Raw genomic sequence first — 25,424 nt, forward strand, 5'->3', positions numbered from 1 at the left:
CACTCAAAGTTTGAACTGCTGTACTCGGGTGGCTAGTTGCTGGCTCTGGTCCTCCAACTGGCCACAGGTCTGGCGGATGATCTCTAGATTCTCCAGCATGGCGCGACCATTGCCCGCTACCACGCTCAGGTTGTGGTTGATCTCGGTGCTGACGCCGCTCTGTTCGTGGGCGGCGTTCCTGATTTGACCGTTCATCTCGTTGATGATGGTGATCGCCTGGGTCATCTGACCCAGGCTCTCCCGGGTCTGATGCGCCTGAGCGACGGCCTGGGTGCCGCTGTGGCTGCTGGCCCCCATCTTCTGCACCGCCTGCTGGCTGCCCTGCTGCAGCCGTTCGATCATCTGCTGGATCTCCCCCGTGCTGTGCTGGGTCTTGCTGGCCAGGGTGCGTACCTCGTCGGCCACCACGGCGAAACCGCGGCCCTGCTCTCCGGCCCGGGCGGCCTCGATGGCGGCGTTGAGTGCTAGCAGGTTGGTCTGTTCGGCAATGCCGCGGATCACCGCCAGCACGGATGAAATGTGCTCGACATCCTGCTCCAGCCGTTGGATGCCCTGTTCCGAGACGTGAATGTCCTGTGCCAGCGCCTCCATCGCCGCGACTGTGTTCATCAGATCCGTCGTGGCGTTGCGCACCTGGCAGGCAGCCTCGGCGGAGGCGTTTTCGGTCTGGCTGGCGTGCTCCACCATGAGGGCGCTGGTGGCACTCTGCTCCCCCACGGCGGTGGCAATCTGATCGCTCTGGCGCTGCTGCTCCTCGGCATGGACGACCATCTCTTCCATCAGGCCGTGCAACTGGCGCGAGGCCGATTGCACCGTGCTGGTGGTCTGGTTGACGTCGCAGACGATCCTGTGTACCTGGTCGATGAAGCGGTTGAAGGTGGCGGCGAGGGTGCCTATCTCGTCGCGCGAGGTGATGGTGAGGCGGCGGGTGAGGTCGCCCTCGCCCTGAGCAATGTCCTCCAGTGCCTGCTGCATCTGGTTGAGGGGCTTGAGGGTCAGTCGGGTGACCGACCAGGTGAGCGACAGGGCCAGCACAACGGCGATCAGCGTGCCCAGGCTCAACACCTGTTGCGCATGCTGACTCGATGCCTGCACCTCTTGCCTCAAATCCTGCTGGGAAAGCGCGATGGCGTCCTTGAGCAGATTGAGCTGCTGGCGGATGGTGGTGAACTGCTGCTGCGAGGCCTGGAATTGGCTGGCAAGCAGATGGTGGTTTTCGTGGGGGGCGTCGAACACCGTCTGATAATGGGCGATCCAGCGGTCGAACTCCGCCAGCATGAGGTCCAGCGTGGCCTGGTGCTGCTTGCCGATGAGGCCCGCATCGATCAGGGTTTGCACTTGGCTTATTCGGTCTCTCGCCTTATGGCCGTTATCGATGAACTCCGCCTTCTGATGCGCCACGTTGTCGGTGGTGAGGCCACCCACGACCAGCCCCTGACCTGCCGCGATGACCTGATAGAGGTCGCGATAGGCATCCTCTAGCGCATCTTGCACCGGCAGTATCTGGTCGACAACGGTGTGGTTGACCCGCAACTGTTCGGTGAAGCTGGAGTGGGCGACGGCGACCACGCTGGACATGATGATCAGCACGATCACGACGGGGAGACGGGTCTTGGTCGTGAGGGACAAGCGATTGAGGAGTGCCATGGGGGGCTCACTGGGGTGATGGGTGATGTTCCATTATCTGGGCACGGCATCATCGGGGCTTATACGAGGGTCACACTATGGGGGGGGATTCGTAAAAATTTGAGTTATTACCGGCACATAACCGGGTGCGGCCGCGCCAGATAAGAGCGACACTTGCTCATGGAACGAACAGCGAATTCCATTCTGTCGGCCAAGGGGTGCATCATGAGATGTCCGAGATGTTTGAAGGAAGGGGTTGAGAAGGCATTGGATGAGCGGGTGGGGAGGGCGTGCGCCCTGGGATGCGGTGCCGCAGGCGGCTTTGCCTGTGCCGCCAGCTTTGCCAAGGTGGGGGCCGGCATGGGAGCCGCACTGGGGGGGATAGGCGTGCCGCTCGGCGCCATCGTCGGTGCCTTGGGTGGTGCCCTGCTGGGCGGGTCTACCGGCGGTGGTGTGGGCTTGTGGCTGGGGCGCTCCCTGGATCGACGCCTGTCCCGCCAGTATCGCTGTGGGGTCTGCGGCCATCGCTTCAGCCGCTGAAGGGGGTAGTGCGCCATGAGCCGCAGAGCTGCTCATGGCGCCTTGTCTCAGGCGACGTTGACGCCCTGCAGGGCGAACAACTGCTCCAGATAGACGGCAACGCCATCCTCGTCGGAGCTCAGGGTCTGTTCGTGGTTGGCCAGCGCCAGCTTGAGCCGGTCGTGGGCATTGCCCATCACCACGCCGCGGCCGACCATGCTCAGCATCTCGAAGTCGTTCATGCCATCGCCGAAGGCCACCGCCTGGGACATCTCCAGCCCGTGCTGCTCCAGCACGGCGCGCACGGCATTGCCCTTGTGCACCCCGGCGTGCATCACCTCGAGGCAGTCCGGCAGGGAGAAGGTGACGTTGAGCCGATCACCATAACGCTGGTTCAGCTCTGCCTCGATCTGCAGCAGCTTCTCGTGCTCGCCGATGTAAAACACCTTGTTGACCTTGTCCAGCGGGTGGCTGGCGAGATCGGTCAGGCGATAGCTGAAGCCGGATTCATGATGGAACTGCAGCAGCCAGGGCATCTCTTCTTCTACCAGCCACTCGTCGCCGTAGTAGAGATTGATATGGATGGAGGGGTCACGCTCCAGTGCGATCAGCTCGGCCGCCACGCTGTCCGGCAGGGCCTGGTTGAAGATCAGCTGATCCTGCTTGTCGTGCACCACGGCGCCATTGGAGGTGATGAGATAGATGTCGAGCCCGAGCGTGTCGCGGATGCTGCGCACATCCACATGGTGACGGCCGGTGGCCACCACGAACTTGATCCCCTGATCCACCAGACGGTGCAGGGTATCGCGGGTGCGGGGGGAGATCTGGTGCTGCCCGTTGAGCAGGGTGCCATCGAGATCGGATACAACGACCTTATACATCATCACCTCGGGGTTACGAATGAAAGCGGGAGCAGTGTACAGCAACCGCTCCCGCGACCCCATTTATTTAGGGATACAAAAAATAACCAGCCGCTAGTAGCGTGCGAAGAAGGCCAGAGTCGCGTTGAGCGCGGCCTGGCGCTGGGGATCGGCCTCCATGAACAGCTCGTGCCAGGCCCCTTCTATGCGTAGCGGCTTGCCTCCCTCGCAGCGAGCGAGCGCACAGAAGGCATCCTGCGCGGCGTTGTCCACCACGCCGTCGTCACCGGCCTGCAGCACTAGCAGCGGCGTCTTGATGGCACCAGCCTCGGCCACGGCAGCGTCCGCCCCCGTCAGTCCCTGATAGATCCAGTGGGCGGTGGCACCTCCCAACTTGATCTGCGGGCGCTGCTCATAGAGCTCGCGGAAGGCCTGATAGCGGGCTTCGCTGTGGCTCAGACCGTTGTCGGCAAAGTCGTGGCTCTCGTACGGGCCCTGACCAGGGCCGTAGGGAGGCTCGCCCAGCCAGCCGCCGACCGTGCCGATGGTGGCCGCCAGCCCTTTGGCCAGCCCTTTGGCCAGCCACTTGGGCAGGCCGCCGAGGTTGATGCCCATCATGGGGGAGGAGAGCACGGCAGCCTCGATATCATCGGGCCAGCGCTCCAGATAGCGGGCCGAGATGGCACCGCCCATGGAGTGGGCCAGCAGGAACAGCTTGGCGGGCTGGTCCTGGGCGATTACCTCGTCATGAAACTGCTTGAGATCGAGCACATAATCGTCGAACTGGTCGACATAGCCCTTCTCCTGGTCGGCCAGCAGCCGATCGGACAAGCCCTGGCCGCGGTGGTCGATGAGGTAGAGGCTGTAGCCTTGGCGCCACAGATCCCAGGCCAGCTCCTGATACTTGAGGTAGCTTTCAACCCGGCCGTTGACGATGAGGATGGCGCGATCGACCTTGGCCTGGCGCAGGGCGGCATAGCGGATGGTGACCCCGTCCTTGCCCTTGAAGGCGCTCTCGACGACGTGCTGGCGCCAGAAGTCGGGTAGCGTCTGCTGATGGAGGGTGGCGACGTCGGCTTCCGGCGTCAGCTGATAGGGATTGGTCACGGCGAGGGCTCCGGCAGAAAACAGGGTCAGGGCCAGCAGGGGCAGGTGGTTAAGCTTCATCAGCGTACTCTTCCGAGGGGTCATCCGATTGCTGGGCAGCCCAGCCCTTGCGGGTCAGCTGCATCTGCTGCCACCACTGCTCGTCTGCCAGGATTTCACCGGCCGAGCCGAGCTGGGGGTAGGGCATCTCTTTCTCTTTGCAGAGCTGGGCATAGATGGGGTAGCCCCCCTCGAACAGTATGCTGTTCTGCTCCTCCAGGTCGAGCGGGCAGCCGCGCTGGTAGCAGCCGGCCAGTTCGCGCTGGCGTTGGGCCTCATAGAGGATGGCGGCGGCGGCCACCGAGACGTTGAGAGACTGCACCATGCCCACCATGGGGATGACGATATGGTGATCGGCCAGGGCCAGCGCCTCTTCGCCGATGCCGTGCTTCTCCTGACCCACCAGGATGGCGGTGGGCTTGGTGTAGTCGATGGCGCGAAAATCCACCGAGCTGTCGGAGAGGTGGGTCGCCAGGATCTGCATGCCGGAGGCTTTCAGCTCGGCCACTGCACTGCCGATGTCCGGGTGCAGCTTCACGTCCACCCAGTTCTGGCTGCCGCGGGCGGTACCCTTGCGCTTGTGGATCCAGGTTTTGGGCCAGACCGCGTGCACCCGATGGATGCCGATGGCATCGGCGGTGCGCACGATGGCGGCCAGGTTGTGCGGCTTGTGGACCTCTTCCATGCAGACGGTCAGATCGAGCTGGCGCTGGGCCAGCATGTCGGTGATGCGCTTGAAGCGTTCAGGAGTCATATCGGTTTCTATGTCGTGAGGTGTGTGCACGCATCGCTGGCATGCACAGGATCAAATCGGGCTGGCACCGGGCCAGCCTGTCGTAAATTCGTTCGACGCGTTTCGCGGTCATGTCGGCTCTGCCGGCGTCGGGCTTGCCCACCCGCCAAGTTGAACGGGTGTGCCTGCGGCGGTGGGCCAAGCTTGTCTCTTGAAAAGCAGCAGGCGGCTTGCGCCGCCTGTGGTCAGTTTTTCTGTCGGCTCACCTTGAGCACGTTCGGCATCACCCGGATCTTGCGCATGATGTTGGCAAGGTGGATCCGGCTCTTGGTGGTGATGAGCAGGGTGACCAGATAGACCCGGCCATCCTTCTCCTCGGTGCTGATGGCGTGAATGTTGGCGCCGGTGGCGGCAATCACGTTGGCCAGCTCCGCCAGGGCGCCCTGGTGGTTGACGATCTCGATGCTGATGCCGGTGCGGAACTCCTGTTCCTGCTCCTTGTCCACTTCCCACTGTACCGGCAGGTACTTGTCCGGTTCCTTGCTGTAGCCCTTGATGTTGCGGCAGGCTTCCTGGTGGATTACCAGGCCCTTGCCCGGGCTGATGTGGGCGATGATGGCATCCCCCGGGATCGGGCGGCAGCAGTTGGCGAAGGTGACCAGCATGCCGTCGGCCCCCTTGATCGGCATCTTCTTGCTGCTGGACTTGGGCTGTTCTTCCGGTGGCAGCTCATCCCCCAGCATGCGGCGCGCCACCATCACGCTCATGGCGTTGCCAAGGCCCACGTCGGCCAGCAGGCCCTGCAGGTTCTCATGCTTGGTGTCGGCCAGCACCTGCTTGATGCGCGGCTCCGGGATGTCTTCGATGTTCTTGGCGCCGAGCGCATGGTTGAGCAGGCGGCGACCCAGCACCACCGACTCTTCGGTGCGCAGGTTCTTGAGGAACTGGCGGATCTTGGAGCGGGCCTTGGTGGTCACCACGAAGTTGAGCCAGGCCGCGTTGGGACGAGCGCCCGGCGCCGTGATGATCTCTACCGTCTGGCCGGAGTGCAGCGGGCTGCTGAGCGGATAGGGGTGGCGATCGACCCGCGAACCGACGCAGGCGTGGCCGATGTCGGTGTGCACCGTGTAGGCGAAGTCCACCGGGGTGGCGCCAGCGGGCAGCTCCATGATGCGCCCTTCCGGCGTGAACACGTAGATCTCGTCGGGGAAGAGGTCGGTCTTGACCCCCTCGATGAATTCAAAGGAGCTGCCGGCACTCTGCTGCAGCTCGAGCAGGCTCTGCATCCAGCGTTGGGCGCGGATCTGGGCGGTAGTACCCGAGCTGTCGCCATCCTGCTTGTAGGCCCAGTGGGCGGCGACGCCCTTGTCGGCCATCTGATCCATGAATTCGGTGCGGATCTGCACCTCCACCGGCACCCCGTGCGGCCCCACCAGGGAGGTGTGCAGCGACTGGTAGCCGTTGGTCTTGGGGATGGCGATGTAATCCTTGAAGCGGCCTGGGCGGGGCTTGTAGAGACTGTGCATCTGGCCCAGCACCCGGTAACAGGTATCTATGTCCTTCACCCTCACACGAAAGGCGTAGATATCCATTACCTCATGAAATTGCAGCTCTTTTTTCTCCATCTTGTTGTAGATGGAGAACAGGTTCTTCTCGCGGCCGCTGACCTGGGATTCGATGCCAGCCTCGCGCAGCCGGCCTTCAATCTCGCTCTGGATGGAGTCGATGATTTCACGGCGATTGCCGCGGGCGCGGCGCACCGATTCGCGCAACACGCGCGAGCGCATGGGGTAGAGCGCCTCGAAGCCGAGCTCTTCCAGCTCGTTCTTCATGGTGTGAATACCGAGGCGATTGGCGATGGGGGCGAAGATTTCGAGGGTTTCCCGGGCGATGCGGCGGCGTTTGTCTGGCCGCAGGGAGCCCAGGGTGCGCATGTTGTGGGTGCGGTCGGCCAGCTTGATCAGGATGACCCGGATATCCTGGGTCATGGCCATCACCATCTTGCGGAAGTTCTCGGCCTGGGCCTCCTTGCGATCGCGAAACTTCAGCTTGTCGAGCTTGGAGACGCCCGCTACCAGCTCGGCGACGGCATCGCCAAACAGTTCGGCCAGATCGGCCTTGGTGACAGGGGTATCTTCGATGACATCGTGCAGCACGGCGGCCATCAGGGTTTCATGATCGAGGCGCATGTCGCCAAGAATGCGGGCAACGGCAACCGGGTGGGTGATATAGGGCTCGCCGCTGGAACGCATCTGTCCCTGGTGAGCATCACGGGCCACCACATAGGCTTGCCTGAGCTTCTCCACCTGCTCGGGTGGCAGGTAGGAACTGGCTATTTCTTTAAGATTTTCAAATAAATACAAGACAGTCCCCGCAGCGGTGAAACGGCAATCCGTGGATATAGAGGGTATAGTCCTGAGTTTGCGAGGTTTTCGAGCGGTTGTAAATGGGGGAGAACAGTCGGCACCCGGGCGGGCGCCGACTATAAGAAATAACTGACTTAACCGCGGCCTTCGGCGATGGCAGCAACGGCAGCCAGCTCGGCGGCTTCCTGCTCTTGCTGCTCGTAGCGGTCCTGGGTGTCCATCACCTGGTTGTTCACCAGACCCAGTTCGATCTCGCGCAGGGCGATCACGGTCGGCTTGTCGTTCTCTTCGTCAACCAGGGGATCTTTGCCTTGAACCGCGATTTGGCGGGCGCGGCGGGCGGCGACCAGCACCAGGTCAAAACGGTTACCTACCTGTTTTACAGCATCTTCTACAGTAACGCGTGCCATGCAGGACTCCAGTGTTTGGGCTTTCTCGGTTTAAAAAAGCGGTGTTTAAAAATGACGCAAAAGTTTACTTGTTTTTGGCCTATTCTGCCAGTAGCTGTTGCAGCAAGTTTTGTTGGGCCTGCTGCTGCTGGCGTAATTCAAGCCGTTGGCACTCGATGACGGCCCTCAGCTGGAACAGTGCCTGCTCAAAGTCTTCGTTGATGATGACATAGTCATACTCGTCATAGTGCACCATTTCGGCAATGGCTTTCTCCATCCGGCCCTTGATCACCTCGGCACTGTCCTGACCGCGGCCGATCAGGCGGCGCTCCAGCTCTTCGCGGCTGGGCGGCAGGATGAAGATGGACTTGGTCGGCATCTGTGCGCGGATCTGGCGGGCGCCCTGCCAGTCGATATCGAGGAACACGTCGATCCCCTGCGCCAGGCAGGCTTCGATGGCCGCGCGGGAGGTGCCGTAGTAGTTGCCGAACACCTCGGCCCACTCCAGAAAGTCGCCGCGCTCGATCAGCGCCTTGAACTCTTCCACCTTGACGAAGTGGTAGTGCACCCCGTGCTCTTCACCGGGACGGGTGGCGCGGGTGGTGTGGGAAACCGACAGCTGCATCTTGCCTGCGCTGTTGTGCTGGGTCAGCAAGGCGTTGAGCAGGCTGGATTTACCCGCTCCGCTCGGGGAGGAGATGATATAGAGAGTGCCTTGTTGCGCCATGTCTGTACCTTTAAGCGAGACCGTGTTTTGGTTGTAGCAGAGGCCGCCGTCTTGTGCCCGAAAGGGAGACAGCCAAATCCGAAACGCGGAAAATTCTTGGATTAAGAGGGATGTAAAGGCGGCGAATTTTAACAGAAGGTGGCGGATAAAAAAACGGCCGGAATCATATTCCAGCCGATCAAAGTATTCGTAGCTTGCTGCGGGAGCGTCACCCACATCAGCCGCCATTCTGCCTGCCGCCGTGTGGGTGGGCCAGCAGATTATCCCTGCTTCACTGCTCGGAAATTCCGAGTTGCTGCCCGGCGGGCAGCTGGCGATCGGCGCAGAGCCGGTCGAAGGCGGCGATGACCCGCTCGCGGGTGATCTTGCTCATGGCGTCCGGATCCTTGAGGCGGGTGCGCCAGCCGAGCTCGGCCAGCGGTTTGCCGGTCTCCTGCTCGACCAGCTCCTGATAGACGCTGACCGCGTAGTCGCGGCACAGATAGGGGCCGGTCCGATCCGGGTTGTGGTGGGCATAGAGGCCGAGCACCGGCGTACCCACCAGGGTGGCCATGTGGGTGGGGCCGGTATCGGGGGCCAACACCAGGCTGGCCTCCCTGATCAGCGCCAGCAACTGCTTGAGGTTGGTCTGCCCCACCAGATCCACCGGCTTGCTGTGGCTCAGCCGTTGAATGTCGGCGGCCAGATCCCGCTCCAGTTTGGCCGGCCCGCCGCACAGATAGACCTGAAAGCCCTTCTCTGCGGCGTGATCCGCCAGCGCGGCATAGCCGGCGGCAGTCCAGTTCTTGAATGCCTTGCTGGCGGCGGCGCAGATGAGCAGGGTCGGCTTGCCGTCGATCTTCTCTTTCGCCCAGGCCTGGTGCTCGGCGCTGATGGGCAGTTGCCAGTCCGGGGTCAGATCCTGGATGCCGAGCTCTTTTGCAAAGGCGAGGAAACCGTCCAGCACGTGGGGCGAGGCGGGGGATGGCACCTTGTGGTTGGTGAACAGCCACTGGCCATCGCTGGCCCGCTCCCGATCAAACCCGAGTTTGACTTTGGCCTTGATGCCGAGGGTGGCGATGCTGGCCCGCATGGCCGCCTGCAGGTGCAGCAGGGCATCGAATTGGCGTCCCTTGAGGGTCTGCCAGAGCTCGCGATAGCCGCGCCAGCCCTTGCTCTTGTCGAAGGCGATGACTTCGACCTCGGGCAGATCGGCAAAAAGCGTCGCTTCAATCTTGCCGGTGATCCAGGTGATGCGGGTCGTCGGCCAGGCCCGCTGGATGACGCGCACCAGCGCCAGCGCGTGGCAGCAGTCGCCGATGGCGGAGAGCCGCAGGATGCAGATGGAGGAGGGCGGCGTTTGGAACAGCGGCATGATGTGGCGCAATGGTGGCAAAATGGATGGATGGCATTATGCAAACTCCCCCGTGGATTGTAAAATTGCGCACGACCGGCAGCCGGTGCTCCTGACAGGGCCCCTGTTGTCGTTGCCTGCCCTTGCCTTGTGTAGCCATGACTGACCGACCGGAAGCGCCAAAAATGCAAATTCAGACCGAACACAACCAGATCTGCTGGTACGCCGAAGGGGCGTTTCGCGACCCTTCTCCCGAGCTGTTTGATCCGGCCTGGTGGCAGACACATCGCCAGGTGGTGGGGTCTTCCATCGGCCGTGGAGTGACCTGGTTCGTCAAGGATGAATCCCGCCACCTGGTGCTGCGTCACTACTATCGCGGTGGCATGGTGGGCAAGGTGGTGCGGGATCGCTTCTGGTTCGAAGGGGTCGAATCGAGCCGGGCCATGGCCGAATACACGCTGCTGGCCAAGTTGAGCGCCCAGGGGTTGCCGGTGCCACGCCCGTTTGCCGCCCGGATGGCCAAGCAGGGCCCCTTCTATCGGGCCGACATCCTGATCGAGCGCATTCGTGGCGCCAAGGATCTGGTCGCCCTGCTCAAGCAGGGGCCGATCGCCGGCGAGGTGTGGCACAAGGTGGGCCAGACGGTGCGCCGGTTGCACGACGCCGGGGTCTATCACGCCGATCTCAACAGCCACAACCTGCTGCTCGACAAGGAGGGCAAGGTGTGGGTGATCGACTTCGACAAGGGGGCCATCCGCTCTCCCGGCAACTGGCAGCAGGCCAACCTGGAACGGTTGCTGCGCTCCTTCAACAAGGAGTCCCAGTTGCATACCAGTTTTCACTTCGTACCGGAGAACTGGCAGGCCCTGATGAACGGCTATCAAGGAAAAGCGCGCTGACCCTGTTGCTCGGCGCGAGAGCCAATGTTACTTATTGAGAAGGTCTTCAGATTCGGTGTCGAGGCGCTCGATGGACATGCTCAAGGCTCCCTTCAGGGAGGCAATTACCCGGTTTGATCTGGCGCTGATGGCGGATGCCATCGCCTTGCTGGAGGCAGGGCTCTGGAGCTGGAGCCCGCAGCAGGGCGTGCAGCGGGATCTCTCCTGTCTGCGGCTGCTGGGATTGAACGAAGCCGGTCTGGACGATCTCGGCTGGCTGGAGCGGGTGCACCCCGACGACGTGGGGAACCTGCAGGAGGCGCTGACCGCCTGCCAGAGCGGGCGGGTGGCCCAGATCCGGCTCGAATACCGCATCCTGCATCACGACGGCCACTATGTCCGGCTGGAGGAGCGGGCCAGGCGCGATGTTCACGGCCAGGTGCTGGGGGTGGTGCGTCTGCTCGACTCACAGACACTGCTGGTGGAAGAGCGGCACGGTACCGATCCCCTCACCGGGCTGGAGAGCCGCAGCCACTTCGAGCTGTTGCTCGATGAGCGGCTGGCCAGCGAGAGCGGCAGCTTCAGCCTGCTGCAATTCAGCGTCGACCACAGGGCCAAGATCCAGCAGCTGTTCGGCGAGGTGGCCTGCGATGCCATGCTGGCCAAGCTGGCCCGCATCGTGCGTCACGAGCTGCGGCGGGAAGACCCCTTCGCCCGCTGGGACGAAGACGGCTTCATCCTGATGCTCTCCCAGACCGATCGGCTGAGCGGCCTCGAGATTGCCGAGCGGTTGCGGCTCGAGATCGCCGATGCCAGCCTGCTGCCGCAGCGACCGGTGACCGTCAGCATCGGCCTGGTGCAGAGCCAGGCCGGCGAGCAGATCGATCACCTGCTGGCCCGGCTGGCTACCTGCCACGGTCAGGCCAGACGGGAGCACAACACCGTCGTTGGCTGATTTTTAGTCAGCGCTCACTTACCCCATGACGCTGGCATACCCAGAGGGAGGCCAGCATCAACAGGCCGCCCAAAGTGAGCCTGACCAGGTCGGTATCCTTGCCCCACAGCAGCAGATTGACCAGCAGACCTGCCGGGATCAGGGCGTTGTTCATGATGGCCAGCACACCGCTGCTGACCTGGGTCGCCCCCTTGTTCCACAGGAAATAACCAAGCCCGGAAGCGCCTATCCCCAGCCACAACAGAATGCCCCACTGCAGGGTAGTGGTTGGGTATTGCGGTGTGCCCAGCAGCCACCAGGCGGGCAGAGCCACGGCCAGGGCGCCCAGATAGAAGCAACCGAACACGGCGAGCTGTGGGGGCTGTTCCTTCTCCCGTGCCAGCAATACCTTGTAGCCGACCTGGCCGATGGCGAAGCAGATGTTGGCACCCTGCACCACCAGGAAACCCAGCACGTAGCTCTCGGTCAGCCCGTCGAAGCGGATGACGGCCGCCCCCAGCACCGCCAGCAAGGCTCCCCACAGATAGGTGGGCTTGAAGCGCCGCTCCAGCAGGTCATGGATCAGGGTGACGTAGATGGGGGTGAAGATGGTGAACACCAGCACTTCCGGCACCGTCAGCAGCAGGAAGGAGTGGTAATAGAACAGATACATGATGCCGAGCTGGGTAGCGCCGAGGGCCATCAGCTTGGCCACTAGGTCGGGGCGCAACCAGCGCCGTCTGAGAAAGGGCAGAAACACCAGGCTGGCGAGCACGATGCGGGTCAGTACCGAGAAGTAGGCATCCACCTGACCGGCGAGGTAGACCCCGATCAGGCTGAAGGAGAATGACCAGAGCAGGGTAACCCCTATCAAGTAGTTCATGTGGTTGATTTGTCGTCAGTTGTCAATTTTGAAGGGGGCTATGATGGCCGAGATGGAAGCCGTGATCCAGCGTTTATGGCGCCAGTTGCCACAGATCGGAGCATTTGCCTTTACCGCGAGCAACGGGGAAGGTTCCGCCACCGACTGGTGCGGCAGCGGCGAGGGGGAGGTGACGGTGACCGGTCATCAGGGTGGCTGGCTGTTTGCCGAGCAGGGCCGTTACACCACGCCCCATGGCCGGGTGCTGACCATGCACAATCGCTTCTGGTGGCAGCGCGGCGAGCAGGGGATCCGGCTCTCCCATCTGCGCTACGAGCAGCCGGTGGTGCTGTTCGAGCTGCTGCCTCAGGCGGATGGTCGCTGGCTCACCGCCGAGCCCCACCTGTGCGGTCAGGATCACTACAGCGCCGAGCTGACGCCGACCGGGGACGGCTTTCTGCTCGGCTGGCAGATCACCGGCCCGCGCAAGAATGAGCGACTGAGTTATCGCTATCGGGTGTGACGGGCGGCAGGACGGGGCAAGGCAGGCATAAAAAAACCGGCGCAGAGCGCCGGTAGAAGGGACAAATCGGAGGTTTTTTTGAAAAACGGTCCCAAAAACAGGAGAGATACACTCTCGTCACACATTCAGAAATTGATGTCAGGCACTCAGCGCATAGCTCAGCATGGCTTGCAGCTTGCTGTCGAAGAACCAGGGCAGCAGCACCATCAACAGTCCGAGCAGACCCATCAGCCGCTGGCGATATTGCCAGCCGGCGATCACCACCAGGCCGCCGCAGAGCGTGGTCAGGATGCCTGACATAGGGCAGCCTCCCGCTGGACGCGGCGCTGCTGAGCCCACTGGTTGAGGGCGACCGAGCCCAGGATCAGGGCCAGTGCCACGCCGGTGGTGGAGTGGATCTGTTCGCCGAGGAACAGGGCACCCAGCATGACGCCAAACAGCGGCACCAGGTAGTTGCTGAAGGAGGCGAAGGTCGGGCCCGCCTTCTGGATCAGCGCCATGTAGAGGAAGTAGACCAGACCGGTACAGAACACCCCGAGCACCGCGACGGCGCCGATGGCATGCTGGCTCGGCATGGTGAGCGCGCTCAGATCGGTGACGAACGGCGCGGCCAGCAGCAGCTGGATGGCCGAAGAGATCAGGATGTTGCGTGCCACGACCACCGGGTGGTCCTTGGCGAAGCGCTTGATCATCAGCAGGCCGATGGCGAAGCAGCTGGCCCCGAACAGGATAGCCATGGCGCCGAGCAGGCCGGCATTCATGCCGCTGGCCAGTTTCGGCCAGAACAGCACCAGTACGCCGACGAAGCCGATGACCACGGAGACGAGACCACCCTTGGTGATTTTTTCACCGGAAACCAACAAGGGTGCCATCAGGATGGTGACAAACGGGATACAACCCATTACCACGGCGGCGATGGCGCTATCCACATACTGTTGACCCCAGGCCACCATGATGAAGGGCAGGGTGGCATCCAGCAGGGCGATCAGCATATAGGTACGCCACGGGGTGTGTTCGCTCTTGAGACGCATGAACAGGCAGAGCAGACCCAGGGTCAGGCTGCCACACAAGGCGCGACCCGCTGCCACCATGATGGGGGGCAATTCGGTCACGGCCTGATGCATGAAAATGAACTGGGAGCCCCACAACAGGCCAATCGCCAGCAACAACAGATAGCTACGCATTTTAATCTCCGATGTAATTCGCCTGCGCATTCTATGCAATCTGCTACTATGCCAAAAATGAATTGTCGTCATCCAACCATGGCCAATATCGATGGAACTGCCCCTTTCCCGCCTCGACCTCAACCTGCTCACCGTGTTCGACATGCTGATGCAGGAGCGCAACGTCACCCGTGCCGCCGAGCGGCTGCACCTCTCCCAGTCCACCGTCAGCCATGCGCTGGGGCGGCTGCGAACGGCGCTGGACGACCCCCTGTTCGTGATGAGCCGGCGCGAGATGATGCCGACCGAGCGCGCCAAGGCGCTGGCTGGACCGGTGCGCCAGGCGCTGGCCATGCTGGAGCAGGGGTTGCGGCAGGCCAAGGGGTTCGACCCCGCCAGTGCGCGGCGAATTTTTCGCATCGCCACTCCGGGCTCGGTGGAACACGGTCTGGTGCCGGCGCTGGTGGAGCGGCTGCACCGGCATGCCCCTCACTGCCGGCTGGAGGTGTGCGAGCTGGCGGACAGCGACTACGAGCGGGAGCTGGAGAAGGGGGAGCTGGATCTGGTGATCGGCTTCGCCGATGCCAACCACCTCTCGCCCCGGCTGTGGCGCGAACCCTGGTTCAACAACCCGCTGGTCTGTCTGTCGCCCCTTGGCAGCGAGCTGCCGGACGTGCTGGGGCCGGACGATCTGGTCAGCCGGCCCCACATCCATACCTCCAGCTGGGGCCACAGCCAGGCCATGGTGGATCTCTGGCTGGCCCGCTTCGGGGTGGAGCGTGAACTGGGTGTCCGATTACCGAGCTTTATGGCGGTGCCGCCGCTGATGGCCACCGGCCGCTATCTGGTGGTGGTGCCCGAGATGATCGGGCGCCACTTCTGCCGCTACTATCCGCTGCGGCTGCACCAGCTGGACCCCGACATCCCCATTGTCTATCTGATGGCGGGCCACCCGCTCACCGCCCATGACGAGGCGATCGGCTGGTTCAAGGGGTTGTTGCATCGGCTGGCGTTCGAGCGCTACGGCGCGGATGCGCTCGGCAGCCCGGCGCAGCGCGGGGCGGATCAGTTCAGTCCGGCGAAGTAGTCGAGCCCCATCGCACCCTTCACCTCGGCCAGCACCTCGTCGGTCAGGGCGCGCGCCTGCTCGGTGCCCTGCTGCAACAGGCGCAGTAGCTGGCGCTTGTCGGCGATGGCCGCCTCACGCCGCTCCCGCATCGGGGCGAGCAGGGTCTGCAGGCAGTCGTTCAGCACCTGCTTGCAGCGCATGTCCCCCAGCCCGCCGCGCTGGTAGTGGGCCTTCATCTCGGCCACCAGTGCCTTGTCGGGATGGAAGGCATCCAGGTAGGCGAACACCGTATTGCCCTCCACCTGACCCGGATCGCTCACCTTGAGGTGGTTGGGGTCGGTATACATGGCGAACACCGCCTGCTTGATCTCCTCCGCCGACATGCCGAGCTCTATGGTGTTGCCGAGGGACTTGGACATCTTGGCCTTGCCGTCTATGCCGGGCAGACGACCGGTGTCGCTCAGAATGGGCTGGCACTCGGTCAGCACCTCTTTGCCCACCAGGGTGTTGAAGCGGCGCACTATCTCGTTGGTCTGCTCCAGCATCGGCAGCTGATCCTCGCCCACCGGCACATGGGTGGCACGAAAGGCGGTGATGTCGGCGGCCTGGCTGACCGGGTAGATCAGGAAGCCGGCCGGCAGGCTGCGCTCGAACCCTTTCTGCTGGATCTCTGTCTTGACGGTGGGGTTGCGCTCCAACCGGGCGACGCTGACCAGGTTGAGGTAATAGGTCGTCAGCTCGGCGAGAGCGGGCAGGGCGCTCTGCAAGCAGAAGGTGGTCTTGGCGGGATCCAGGCCGGCGGCCAGGTAGTCGGCCATCACCTCCAGCACGTGGTCGGTCACCTTGGCCGGGTTGTGGCCGTTGTCGGTCAGCGCCTGCAGATCGGCGATCATCACGAACTGGCGGTAATGGTGCTGGGCGTCGACGCGCTGGCGCAAGGAGCCGACGTAGTGGCCGATGTGCAGTTTGCCGGTGGGACGGTCGCCGGTCAGGATAACGGGGTTGTGCATGTCACTCTCTCCAGTTGGGTGAGCCGGGAGGCGACAAAGGGATGAAAACAATGACCGCCTCTCGGCGGTCACGGTGTTTTCTTTGGGAAATTTTACATAGAAAAGCAGTGCCGCCTGTTCAAGAGCAGCACCACCAGTAGTTGTGATTGAATGAGGTCATATTCATGGCAAATCAAACTACGCCTGTTTGATCACTTCTGCAAGGGGACGACCAGCAGATCGCAGGGCACGGTATTCATCAACTGGCGCGCGCTCGAAGTGAGCAGGCTCCAGAAGCTCTGACGGTGGCCGCACACCAGCAGATCGATCTGATAATCCCTGACCGCCTGGTTGACCCGCTCGCTCAAATCACCGCAGATCACCAGCTTCTTCTCGATGGGGTAGTCCACCGAGGCCAGGAAGGCTTCCAGCTTCTCTTTCGCTTCGGCGATCACCTGATCCTGCACGTTGTCGATGTCGATATCGATCATCTCGGTGTAGAGATCCTTGAGGTCCACATCGACATGGATCACCGACAGCTTAGCGCCGTTGGAGCGGGCCCGGTCGACCGCCTTCTCGATCACCTTGCGGTTGTCTTCCGACAGGTCGATCGCGGCCAGTATGTGTTTGTAATAGGTTCCATTCATGGGAGTTCTCCTCACTGATCCTGAGTCCACTATACCAATGTCTGCTGAAACTAAAATGGTGTCCCCGGCACAGTTTTGGGATTTAAACGAGTTTCTTATGGGGCTTGTCACCGACGACAGGCAATAAACTGGCTATAAATCGAACAGGAGTTTGAAGCAGGTCACACCCGCCGGCTTGCCCGCAGCCGGTGACAGGCATAGGATGTGCCCGTGCTTCGCAATGAACACAAAACAACAAAAAGCATCTGAATACCGCTTTGGGGAGCCTCGCGCTCCCTTTTGTTTTTCTGCCGCCTTCCCGCCGATATTCCGCCCGACATCAAGGTAATCCCGCCTCGCTTGGTTATGCTGTAGCCAGTTCCATTGGCAGACCGTCGCCGGCCATTGAACACCGGCTCCCGGTTGGATACGGGTCGGTCTGCACTGTCATTTCGCGTATCGTATTGATTCCTTGGAGACTCCTTGATGATCATTCACCCACAGATCCAGGGCTGCGTCGCCCGCAACTGTCATCCCATCGGCTGCCGTGCCGCCGTGCTGCAGCAGATCGAGCGGATCCGGGCGGCGGGCCCGTTCAACGGGCCGAAACGGGTGCTGGTGCTGGGCGCCTCGTCCGGCTTCGGGCTGGCGTCGCGCATCGCCCTGACCTTCGGGGCCGGTGCCGACACCGTCGGCGTATCGTTCGAGCGGGGCCCCTCCGACAAGGGGCCGGGCAGTGCCGGCTGGTACAACAACATCTGGTTTCGCAAGGAGGCGGAGCAGGCCGGCCGCATCGCCATCAATCTGATCGGGGATGCCTTCTCCACCGGGATGCGCCAGCAGGCCATCGACACTATCCGCCAGCAGCTGGGGCAGGTGGATCTGGTGATCTACTCGCTGGCGAGCGGTATCCGGATGTTGCCTGACGGCACGCAAGTGCGCTCCGTGCTCAAGACCACCGGCCAGCCATTTAGCGGCTGGGGACTGGATCTGGAACAGGACACCCTGGTGCAGCAGTCTCTGGATCCGGCCTCCCCGGAGGAGATCCGCGATACCGTCAGCGTGATGGGTGGCGAGGACTGGCAGCTCTGGTTGCAGGCGTTGCAGCAGGCGGATTGCCTCGCGCCCGGCGCGCAGACCGTGGCCTACTCCTATATCGGCCCTGAATCGACCTACCCCCTCTATCGGGACGGCACCATCGGTTACGCCAAGGAGCATCTGCATGCCACCGCCGAGACCATCAACCTGCAGCTGGCGGAGATTGGCGGCCACGCCTGGGTGTCGGTCTGCAAGGCGCTGGTGACCAAGGCGAGCGCCTATATTCCGGTGCTGCCGGTCTATCTGGGCCTGCTGATGGGGGTGATGAAGGAGCGCGGCGTGCACGAGGGCTGCATCGAGCAGATGCAGCGGCTGTTCGCCACCAAGATGTACGGCCCGCAAGGGGTGGTGGCCGACGGCAACCGGCTGATCCGGATGGATGACCACGAGCTTGACCCGGCCATTCAGGCCGCCGTCTCGGCGCTCTGGTCCAAGGTGACGCCGGACAACTTCCACGCGCTGGGGGATTTTGCCGGGCTGCGGCAGGACTTCATGCAGCTCAACGGCTTCGAGCTGGCGGGCGTCGACTACGGCGCGCCGGTGGATTTGGCCTCGCTGAGCGAGCTGCTGCCCTGAGCCAGGGGGCTGAGGGTCAGGCCACGCTGCTGGCCAGTGCCTCCGGCTGCTCCGGGTTGCTCGGCTCTGCGGCCAGGATGGTCTGGTTGCGGCCCTGGCGCTTGGCCTGATACATGGCCATGTCGGCCCGGTGGATGAGCTGGCCCAGCCCGTCGTCGGCGGCCGAGCGGCCGGCTACCCCGATGCTGATGGTCATGCGGGGTTTGTCGATCTGGCCGATGCGCTGGCGTAGCTGCTCTGCCAGATACCAGCAATCCGCCGCCGGCAGCGGCACCGCTACCAGAAACTCCTCGCCGCCCCAGCGCCCGACCAGTTGCAGGTCGGGTGCCCAGGATCTCAGCTCCCGCGCCAGCCGCTGAATGGCCCTGTCTCCCGCCTGATGGCCGTGACGGTCGTTGATCTGCTTGAAGTGATCGATGTCGATGATGAGCAGGGTGAGCGGGCCCTCTTGCTGCCACTGGGTGGCCAGCCGTTCCAGCAGCGCTCGGCGATTGGGCAGCTCGGTCAGCTGATCGAAGGTGGCCAGCTTGTAGAGGTGGCGCGAGCTGCGGTGCAGCCGGTGGGTGGTGACGCCCAGCAGCAGCAGGGCGCTGGCCAGCAGGCCGACCAGCGCCAGCTGGTAGTGGCGGGCGCTCTGCTGATGCAGCAGCTGCTGGCGCTTGTTCTCGTTCTCCTGTTGCAGCACCCGGTTGCTGGCCTCGCTGCGGGCCAGATCCATCTCGGCCTGGAAGGCGGCGGCATGCTGGCTCAGGGTCTGGTTGAAGTGCTGCTTGTAGTCGTTCACATATTCACTGAGCGCCTGATAGGCCTCGGGGTAGCGCCCCTGATCCGCCAGCAGGCTGGCCTGCAAGGCCTTGCTGCTGGCACCGGCGGGCCCCTGGCTGGTCAGCAGTTGCAGCGCCAGCTGCTTCTCGCCGCTGCCCTGCAGCGCTCTGGCCCGGGTCTCCAGCAGGCGCACCCCGGCTTCCGGGTAGCCCAGTTGCTGATAGAGCGCCTGCGCCTCGTCCAGGGCGCGCAGGGCGCCGGCCCAGTCGCGCTCGGCATTGAGCGCCATGGCCTGATAGCCGAGGATGATGGCACGGTAGTCCGGCGCCAGCGCCGGGTTGGCCAGCAGATTGTCCAGCAGCCGTCTGGCCTGGGCGGGGCGATCGGTATCGATATAGAGCCGCGCCATGTTGGCCCGGATGATGATCTGGCTGTTGGGCTCGTCCAGCTGCACCATGCGCTGCAGCGCCTCCAGGTAATAGCTTTCGGCCTCCCGCGCCAGATTGAGGTCGGCATAGAGGTTGCCGAGGGTCATCAGCAGACGGGCGCACTGCAGGCTGGCGAGGGTGGAGTCCGGTATCGTCTGCTTGAGGCGAAAGGCGGTCTTGAGCTCGGCGATGGCCGCACTGAGCTGCTGGGTGCGATAGAGCGCGAGCCCGTTCAGGGCGTGCCACTCCGAGGTCTGCTGCGGATGGCCGGCGACGGTGGGTTTGAGCTGCTCCAGCAGGGTGAGCGCCTGATCCGGTGCTTCGGTATCCAGGGTGAGGGCGATCTGCTGCAAGCGGAAGTCGAGCAGGCGCAGGGTCTCCTGCTGGGCACTGGCCAGCCCGCGGGCACGGGCGTTGTCGAGCAGGGCTTGCGGATAGCGCCCCAGCGCGGCCTGGGCCAGGGCTCTGGCGTAAAACTGCTCCATGTCCTGCTGCGGGTTGGCGTCGAGGCGTTGCAGATAACCGACGGGATCGCGCGCCGCCTGCAGTTCAGCCTCTTTCAGCAAGGAGGGAGTGGCCTGCAGCTGGGTCATCCAGAGCAGCGCCAGTGCCATTATGAATCTCATTGAATCCTTTCCCCGACCACTGGCGCCATCATAATGGCTGAATCCACCTACACCATGTTTCTTTGCTTCTCTATAACCGTATGGGGGATAGGATGAGGCGAAAAGCTGTCACAACTGAGAGCTTGGGCAGCGGTATCTGGTTGCTTCATAACGAAACTGTGGCGACAATCGTGACCAAATCACAGTGGAGAATCATCATGTTGGCCAAAGCCATGATCGAGAAGTTGAACGAGCAGATTAATCTTGAATTCTATTCCTCCAACCTCTACCTGCAGATGAGCGCCTGGTGCGAGGACAAGGGCTTCGAGGGGGCGGCCAACTTCCTGCGCCAGCACGCCGTCGAGGAGCGTCAGCACATGGAGCGCCTGTTCACCTACGTGAGCGAGACCGGTGCCATGCCGCTGCTGGGTGCCATCGATGCCCCTCCCCACGAGTTCAAGTCGCTGGGTGACATCTTCCGCACCACCCTCGAGCACGAATACCACATCACCAAGTGCATCAACGGCCTGGCCCACGTGGCGTTTACCACCCAGGACTACTCCACCTTCAACTTCCTGCAGTGGTACGTGGCCGAGCAGCACGAAGAGGAGAAGCTGTTCAAGAGCATCGTCGACCGCCTGTCGCTGGTGGGTGAAGACGGCAAGGGCCTCTACTTCATCGACAAGGAGCTGGCCGAGCTGGCCAAGGGCGCTCCTGCCAGCATCATGGATGGCAACGCCTGATAGTCGTGGACACTTAGTGTTCAGCCAGTACAATGACGGCCCCTCTTTACAGGGGCCGTTTTTCTTTGGATGAGTGAGTGATGATGAAGCAGTTTGATGTGGTGGTGATCGGCGCCGGGGCGGCCGGATTGATGTGTGCGGCCCAGGCCGGTTATCGGGGCCGCTCCGTGCTGGTGCTCGACAACGCCAAGAAACCGGGCCGCAAGATCCTCATCAGTGGCGGCGGCCGCTGCAACTTCACCAACCATCAGGCCGCCCCCCACGCCTTCCTCTCGGCCAACCCCCACTTCTGCAAGTCGGCGCTGGCGCGCTACACCCAGCAGGATTTCATCGATCTGGTGGACCGGCACGGCCTGAACTATCACGAGAAGACGCTAGGCCAGCTGTTCTGTGACGAGAGCGCCAAGGAGATCGTCGACATCCTGCTGACCGAGTGCGACTGGGCCGGCGTGGCCCTGCAGTTCCAGACCGAGATCCTCGCCGTCAGCAAGAACGACGAGGTTTTCGTGCTGGCCACCAGTCAGGGGGAGATCAGCTGCCACTCGCTGGTGGTGGCCACCGGCGGCCTCTCCATGCCGAAACTCGGCGCCACCCCCTACGGCTTCAAGCTGGCGGAGCAGTTCGGCCTCAAGGTGCTGCCAACCCGCGCCGGACTGGTGCCCTTTACCCTGCATCAGGCCGAGAAAGAGGCGTTCGCCGATCTGGCCGGGGTCAGCCTGCCGGTGGCGGTGACCGCCGAGGATGGCACCTGTTTCAAGGAGGCCATGCTGTTCACCCATCGCGGTCTCTCCGGCCCCGCCATCCTGCAGATCTCTTCGTTTTGGCTGGCGGGGGAGAAGATCCACATCAACCTGCTGCCGGAGCTCGACATCGCCGCCACCCTCAGGGAGTGGGCCCAGGCCCATCCGGCACAGGAGCTGAAAACCGTGCTGGGGCGCGAGCTGCCCAAGCGCTTCGTCGACAAGCTGGTGGAGCTGGGCCAGCTGGTCAGCAAGCCGATGCGCCAATACAACGAGCGGGAGCTGGAGGCGGTAGCCACCCTGCTGGGGGATTGGCAGATCCTGCCCAACGGCACCGAGGGTTATCGCACCGCCGAAGTGACCCTGGGGGGGGTGGATACCAACGAGCTCTCCTCCAAGACCATGGAGGCGCGCAAGGTGGCCGGTCTCTACTTCATCGGCGAGGTGGTGGACGTGACCGGCTGGCTCGGCGGCTACAACTTCCAGTGGGCCTGGTCCTCCGGTTGGGTAGCCGGCCAGTACTGCTGATGGAAGCTGCTTCTATATCGTTGATGAGCGCGATAGCGGCCTTTGCGATGGCAACTTCCAGTGGGGCTGTAGCCCTGGCGGTTGGGTAGCCGGTCAGTACTGCTGATAAAGGCTGCTTCTATATCGTCGATGAGCGCGATAGCGGCCTTTGGGGGGGCAACTTCCAGTGGGGCTGTAGCCCCGGCGGCTGGGGGGGCTGGCCAGTACTGCTGACCTACCCTTGCACTCATCCACTTCAGATGCGGCCGTTCAGGCCGCGTTTTTTATGGGTGGCATCCCTCGTGGGGTAGCTCGTTATCCCTTTCTTAGAGTCGGCAAGAACGCGGTCAGCAGGCCGATGAGCGGCAGGTAGGCGCAGACCCGGTATACGGTCTCTATGCTGGTGGCATCGGCCAGCTGGCCCAGCAGGGCCGCCCCTATGCCCCCCATGCCGAAGGCGAAACCGAAGAACAGGCCTGAGATGGTGCCGACCTTGCCGGGAACCAGCTCCTGGGCGTAGACCAGGATGGCGGAGAAGGCCGAGGCCAGGATCAGGCCGATGATGACCGAGAGCACCGAGGTCCAGAACAGGTCGACATGGGGCAGCAGCAGAGTGAAGGGGGCGACGCCGAGGATGGAGATCCAGATCACCCGCTTGCGGCCGATGCGATCGCCTATCGGCCCGCCGAGCACGGTACCCGCCGCGACGGCAAACAGGAAGGCGAACAGATAGAGCTGGGCGCTGTCCAGCGACAGGCTGAACTTGTCCATCAGGTAGAAGGTGTAATAGCTGCTCAGGCTGGCCATGTAGAAGAATTTGGAGAACATCAGCAGGCCGAGGATGGCCAGCGACCAGCCGATCTGGCGGCGGCTCAGACCGTGACCGAGGTGCGCCTTCATCCGTTTATGGAAGTTGGCTGCGTGGTGGCTGGACCAGCGCCCGACCAGGCTGAGCACGATGACGCCGACCAGGGCGAACAGCGAGAACCAGGCCGCGCTGCCCTGGCCCTGTGGCACTATGATCAGCGCGGCGAGCAGCGGGCCTATGGCCGAGCCCAGGTTGCCGCCGATCTGGAACAGCGACTGTGCCAGCCCAGGTTGACTGCCGGCCGCCATGCGGGCGACCCGGGAAGATTCCGGGTGGAATACCGACGAGCCGATGCCGATCAGCATGGCCGACAGCAGCACGGCGCCGAAGCTGGCCGCCTGCGACAACGACAGCAAGCCGATCATCGTAAAGCCCATGCCGAACGGCAATGAATAGGGCATGGGCCGGCGGTCGGTGTAGAGGCCGATCAGCGGCTGCAACAGCGAGCCGGTGAACTGGTAGGTGAGGGTGATGAGGCCAATCTGGGCGAATGACAGGTTGAGGCCGAGCTTGAGCAGCGGATAGATGGCCAGCAGCACCGACTGCATCATGTCGTTCAACAGGTGCGAGAAGCTGATGGCGGCGATCACCGGATAGGTGGTGCGATTCAAGGCGTCGTGCGCGGTAGCGGCGGCGAGTGGCTGATCGGTACTGAGGCTCTTTTCCATGAGGGCGGGTTCTGTGAGTCTGGGTATGGCTTAACATGCCTGATCACGACGTGTCTGGACACCACAAAGTGGGGGTGATCGGGGTTGCCGGTTACGGCGGTGAGAGGGTGGGGCGAACGGATGATAGATCGGCACTTGTGCTCGGCGGGCGGCGGATTAGTATAGAAACCTCGTCGTCGCATTATGCGGGTCGCCACCCGCCATGGAGGGAGCATGTTCGAAAGCCTGGGAGTCATCAACGTCTGGACCTGCCTGAGCGGGCTGTTTTCCAAGTCCAGGGGGGCGCGCCATGTTTGAGAGCCTGGGAGTCATCAATGTCTGGACCTATCTGGTGGGGCTCTTCTTCATCATCATAGCGCCGGGGCCCAACTCGATTTATGTGCTGCGCACCGGGGCGAGCCGCGGCGTCGGCCCGGGTTATCAGGCGGCCCTCGGGGTCTTCGTCGGCGACGCCATCCTGATCTTCTGCGCCTATCTGGGCATCGCCTCCCTCATTCGCACCACCCCGCTGCTGTTTACCCTGGTGCGCTACCTGGGCGCCCTCTATCTGCTCTATCTCGGGGTGAAGATCCTGCATGCCAACTTCATCGCCAGGCGGGAAGGGCAGGCGTCCGTGGTCGAGCAGGGCGAGCGCTACTTCTCCAAGGCGCTCACCTTAAGCCTCACCAACCCCAAGGCGATCCTGTTCTACGTCTCCTTCTTCGTGCAGTTCGTCGACTTCAACTACGCCCACACCTGGGTCTCCTACCTGGTGCTGGCGAGCATGCTGGAGGCCATGAGCTTCGTCTATCTGACCCTGCTGATCTTCGGCGGCACCCTGATGGCGCGCTTCTTTGCGCGCAAGGTGCGTCTGGCCCGGCTCGGCAACGGCCTCATCGGCCTGTTCTTCATGGGTTTCGCCGCCCGGCTGGCCACGTTGTCATCCTGATGGCCAGGGCATTGCCCAATCCCGGTCGCCCGCTCGCGAGCTGCTAGTCAGGCCAGCAATCCTTGCCTACCCGTACAAAACGGGATTGATGCACGATCAACTTCTGATTGCCAGACTGGCTGATCTTGGGATTGCGATAGGTCTCGCCGGGCAGCAGATATTTGCTGTCTGCCATGCTGTCCGGCTGATCACATCCTTGTTTCACCATGAATTCAAAGAAGCTGTTGCCGGTATTGGTGATGCTGCCCGCCGCCTGATCGAGACGGTATTCGAACCGCTCCTGGCGGGGTCTCACCACCAGAATGGATTGCAGCGCTATGGTCATCTCGACCGCACTGCGTTTGCCTGCCTTATCGGGTGTGCCGGCCTGCGCCACCGGCACCTCGGTGAAAACGACCCGGTAGTAGCGCTCCTGCCTATCGTCTGGCCCCTTGTAATAGAGTTTGACGTGTTGCCGCTGATCGGGATGCAACACAAACCGCTTGGGGGCGAACAGCAGTTCGCCAGGGGCCATGGGCAGAATGGCCTCGTCCGCTGTCGGACTGGTGATGCGATACGCCGCCAGCTCGTAGAGCTTGGGTGTGCTGGCGTTGTTGGTGACGGTGCGGGAGATGAACTCTTCATCGTGCTCCATGATGGCGGTCATGGGGCCTATGTCGATGGCCCATGCCTGGGGACCGGCAAGCAGCAGAGCCGTCAGCAGAGTCAAATTGCGCGCCAGGTTTTTCATCATTGTCCTGAGATCCATGTTGATT

At 62.8% G+C, this 25,424-nt stretch carries 25 protein-coding genes; 9 read left to right on the plus strand and 16 right to left on the minus strand.

What is annotated here, in order from left to right:
- Positions 1 to 3: 3 nt before the first annotated feature.
- Complete coding sequence (locus R2E40_RS00165; protein ID WP_318164467.1) at positions 4 to 1,647, minus strand: methyl-accepting chemotaxis protein; 1,644 nt, start codon at positions 1,645 to 1,647, stop codon at positions 4 to 6.
- 204 nt (positions 1,648 to 1,851) lie between these two features.
- Between R2E40_RS00165 and R2E40_RS00170 the strand changes: the two genes are divergently transcribed.
- A complete protein-coding gene (locus tag R2E40_RS00170) occupies positions 1,852 to 2,166 on the plus strand; it encodes a hypothetical protein (RefSeq protein ID WP_318164468.1) in 315 nt (104 codons plus the stop codon).
- Between the two features lie 47 nt (positions 2,167 to 2,213).
- On the opposite strand, the gene R2E40_RS00175 is transcribed toward R2E40_RS00170, so the two are convergent.
- The 7 genes from R2E40_RS00175 to R2E40_RS00205 all read right to left on the minus strand — a co-directional run bounded on the left by R2E40_RS00175 (position 2,214) and on the right by R2E40_RS00205 (position 9,720).
- Positions 2,214 to 3,026, minus strand: coding sequence for a Cof-type HAD-IIB family hydrolase (locus tag R2E40_RS00175; RefSeq protein WP_029305093.1), 813 nt, complete (start codon positions 3,024 to 3,026; stop codon positions 2,214 to 2,216).
- 93 nt (positions 3,027 to 3,119) lie between these two features.
- The gene (locus R2E40_RS00180) at positions 3,120 to 4,172 is read right to left on the minus strand and encodes an alpha/beta fold hydrolase (RefSeq protein WP_318164469.1); all 1,053 of its coding nucleotides are present in this window, start codon (positions 4,170 to 4,172) and stop codon (positions 3,120 to 3,122) included.
- A complete protein-coding gene (gene trmH, locus R2E40_RS00185) occupies positions 4,162 to 4,905 on the minus strand; it encodes a tRNA (guanosine(18)-2'-O)-methyltransferase TrmH (protein WP_318164470.1) in 744 nt (247 codons plus the stop codon). Before trmH ends, R2E40_RS00180 begins: the two co-directional genes overlap by 11 nt.
- Positions 4,906 to 5,129: 224 nt before the next feature.
- Positions 5,130 to 7,247, minus strand: a complete 2,118-nt coding sequence (spoT, locus tag R2E40_RS00190) for a bifunctional GTP diphosphokinase/guanosine-3',5'-bis pyrophosphate 3'-pyrophosphohydrolase (RefSeq protein ID WP_011704079.1) — start codon at positions 7,245 to 7,247, stop codon at positions 5,130 to 5,132.
- Positions 7,248 to 7,384: 137 nt separating this feature from the next.
- Positions 7,385 to 7,660, minus strand: coding sequence for a DNA-directed RNA polymerase subunit omega (rpoZ, locus tag R2E40_RS00195; protein ID WP_005307060.1), 276 nt, complete (start codon positions 7,658 to 7,660; stop codon positions 7,385 to 7,387).
- A gap of 79 nt (positions 7,661 to 7,739) precedes the next feature.
- Positions 7,740 to 8,366 (minus strand): guanylate kinase, encoded by a 627-nt coding sequence (gene gmk, locus R2E40_RS00200; protein WP_162498770.1) that lies wholly within the window; start codon positions 8,364 to 8,366, stop codon positions 7,740 to 7,742.
- Positions 8,367 to 8,637: 271 nt separating this feature from the next.
- Positions 8,638 to 9,720, minus strand: coding sequence for a glycosyltransferase family 9 protein (locus tag R2E40_RS00205; protein ID WP_318164471.1), 1,083 nt, complete (start codon positions 9,718 to 9,720; stop codon positions 8,638 to 8,640).
- 164 nt (positions 9,721 to 9,884) lie between these two features.
- On the opposite strand from R2E40_RS00205, the gene R2E40_RS00210 reads away from it, so the two are divergent.
- Complete coding sequence (locus tag R2E40_RS00210; RefSeq protein WP_016348900.1) at positions 9,885 to 10,598, plus strand: 3-deoxy-D-manno-octulosonic acid kinase; 714 nt, start codon at positions 9,885 to 9,887, stop codon at positions 10,596 to 10,598.
- A 70-nt stretch (positions 10,599 to 10,668) separates the two neighbouring features.
- Positions 10,669 to 11,532 (plus strand): sensor domain-containing diguanylate cyclase, encoded by an 864-nt coding sequence (locus tag R2E40_RS00215; RefSeq protein ID WP_318164472.1) that lies wholly within the window; start codon positions 10,669 to 10,671, stop codon positions 11,530 to 11,532.
- A 7-nt stretch (positions 11,533 to 11,539) separates the two neighbouring features.
- Here R2E40_RS00215 and R2E40_RS00220 read toward each other — a convergent pair whose 3' ends face one another.
- Positions 11,540 to 12,394 (minus strand): carboxylate/amino acid/amine transporter, encoded by an 855-nt coding sequence (locus R2E40_RS00220; RefSeq protein WP_202004033.1) that lies wholly within the window; start codon positions 12,392 to 12,394, stop codon positions 11,540 to 11,542.
- Between the two features lie 43 nt (positions 12,395 to 12,437).
- On the opposite strand from R2E40_RS00220, the gene R2E40_RS00225 reads away from it, so the two are divergent.
- A complete protein-coding gene (locus R2E40_RS00225) occupies positions 12,438 to 12,896 on the plus strand; it encodes a DUF6314 family protein (protein WP_318164473.1) in 459 nt (152 codons plus the stop codon).
- A 138-nt stretch (positions 12,897 to 13,034) separates the two neighbouring features.
- On the opposite strand, the gene R2E40_RS00230 is transcribed toward R2E40_RS00225, so the two are convergent.
- Both R2E40_RS00230 and R2E40_RS00235 read right to left on the minus strand, forming a co-directional pair.
- Positions 13,035 to 13,196 (minus strand): hypothetical protein, encoded by a 162-nt coding sequence (locus tag R2E40_RS00230; RefSeq protein ID WP_016348904.1) that lies wholly within the window; start codon positions 13,194 to 13,196, stop codon positions 13,035 to 13,037.
- Positions 13,181 to 14,080 carry a DMT family transporter gene (locus R2E40_RS00235; protein ID WP_318164474.1) on the minus strand — a complete coding sequence of 300 codons (900 nt, stop codon included), beginning with the start codon at positions 14,078 to 14,080 and terminating at the stop codon, positions 13,181 to 13,183. The genes R2E40_RS00230 and R2E40_RS00235 overlap by 16 nt, the downstream gene beginning before the upstream one ends.
- A gap of 91 nt (positions 14,081 to 14,171) precedes the next feature.
- On the opposite strand from R2E40_RS00235, the gene R2E40_RS00240 reads away from it, so the two are divergent.
- The gene (locus R2E40_RS00240; protein ID WP_042064403.1) at positions 14,172 to 15,146 is read left to right on the plus strand and encodes a LysR family transcriptional regulator; all 975 of its coding nucleotides are present in this window, start codon (positions 14,172 to 14,174) and stop codon (positions 15,144 to 15,146) included.
- On the opposite strand, the gene trpS is transcribed toward R2E40_RS00240, so the two are convergent.
- Both trpS and R2E40_RS00250 read right to left on the minus strand, forming a co-directional pair.
- Entirely contained in the window at positions 15,125 to 16,138 is a 1,014-nt protein-coding gene (trpS, locus tag R2E40_RS00245) for a tryptophan--tRNA ligase (protein WP_318164475.1), read from the minus strand. The two genes, R2E40_RS00240 and trpS, sit on opposite strands and share 22 nt — an antisense overlap.
- Before the next feature lie 191 nt (positions 16,139 to 16,329).
- Positions 16,330 to 16,764 (minus strand): universal stress protein, encoded by a 435-nt coding sequence (locus tag R2E40_RS00250; RefSeq protein WP_010635648.1) that lies wholly within the window; start codon positions 16,762 to 16,764, stop codon positions 16,330 to 16,332.
- 465 nt (positions 16,765 to 17,229) lie between these two features.
- On the opposite strand from R2E40_RS00250, the gene fabV reads away from it, so the two are divergent.
- Positions 17,230 to 18,417: an enoyl-ACP reductase FabV gene (fabV, locus tag R2E40_RS00255; RefSeq protein WP_318164476.1), complete on the plus strand. Its 1,188-nt coding sequence runs from the start codon at positions 17,230 to 17,232 to the stop codon at positions 18,415 to 18,417.
- A 16-nt stretch (positions 18,418 to 18,433) separates the two neighbouring features.
- On the opposite strand, the gene R2E40_RS00260 is transcribed toward fabV, so the two are convergent.
- Positions 18,434 to 20,224, minus strand: a complete 1,791-nt coding sequence (locus tag R2E40_RS00260; protein ID WP_318165581.1) for a GGDEF domain-containing protein — start codon at positions 20,222 to 20,224, stop codon at positions 18,434 to 18,436.
- 209 nt (positions 20,225 to 20,433) lie between these two features.
- On the opposite strand from R2E40_RS00260, the gene ftnA reads away from it, so the two are divergent.
- Together ftnA and R2E40_RS00270 are read left to right on the plus strand one after the other, a co-directional pair.
- On the plus strand, positions 20,434 to 20,958 hold the full coding sequence (ftnA, locus tag R2E40_RS00265; protein ID WP_016348910.1) for a non-heme ferritin: 525 nt from the start codon (positions 20,434 to 20,436) through the stop codon (positions 20,956 to 20,958).
- A gap of 83 nt (positions 20,959 to 21,041) precedes the next feature.
- Positions 21,042 to 22,226 (plus strand): NAD(P)/FAD-dependent oxidoreductase, encoded by a 1,185-nt coding sequence (locus R2E40_RS00270; protein ID WP_318165582.1) that lies wholly within the window; start codon positions 21,042 to 21,044, stop codon positions 22,224 to 22,226.
- Positions 22,227 to 22,520: 294 nt separating this feature from the next.
- On the opposite strand, the gene R2E40_RS00275 is transcribed toward R2E40_RS00270, so the two are convergent.
- Positions 22,521 to 23,741, minus strand: a complete 1,221-nt coding sequence (locus tag R2E40_RS00275; protein WP_024945889.1) for an MFS transporter — start codon at positions 23,739 to 23,741, stop codon at positions 22,521 to 22,523.
- 289 nt (positions 23,742 to 24,030) lie between these two features.
- On the opposite strand from R2E40_RS00275, the gene leuE reads away from it, so the two are divergent.
- Positions 24,031 to 24,669: a leucine efflux protein LeuE gene (gene leuE / locus R2E40_RS00280; RefSeq protein ID WP_318164477.1), complete on the plus strand. Its 639-nt coding sequence runs from the start codon at positions 24,031 to 24,033 to the stop codon at positions 24,667 to 24,669.
- Between the two features lie 43 nt (positions 24,670 to 24,712).
- Here leuE and R2E40_RS00285 read toward each other — a convergent pair whose 3' ends face one another.
- Positions 24,713 to 25,399: a fimbria/pilus periplasmic chaperone gene (locus R2E40_RS00285; protein ID WP_318165583.1), complete on the minus strand. Its 687-nt coding sequence runs from the start codon at positions 25,397 to 25,399 to the stop codon at positions 24,713 to 24,715.
- Positions 25,400 to 25,424 lie beyond the last annotated feature (25 nt).

It is taken from the genome of Aeromonas sp. CD (genome assembly GCF_033349375.1).
Lineage (GTDB): Bacteria > Pseudomonadota > Gammaproteobacteria > Enterobacterales > Aeromonadaceae > Aeromonas > Aeromonas hydrophila.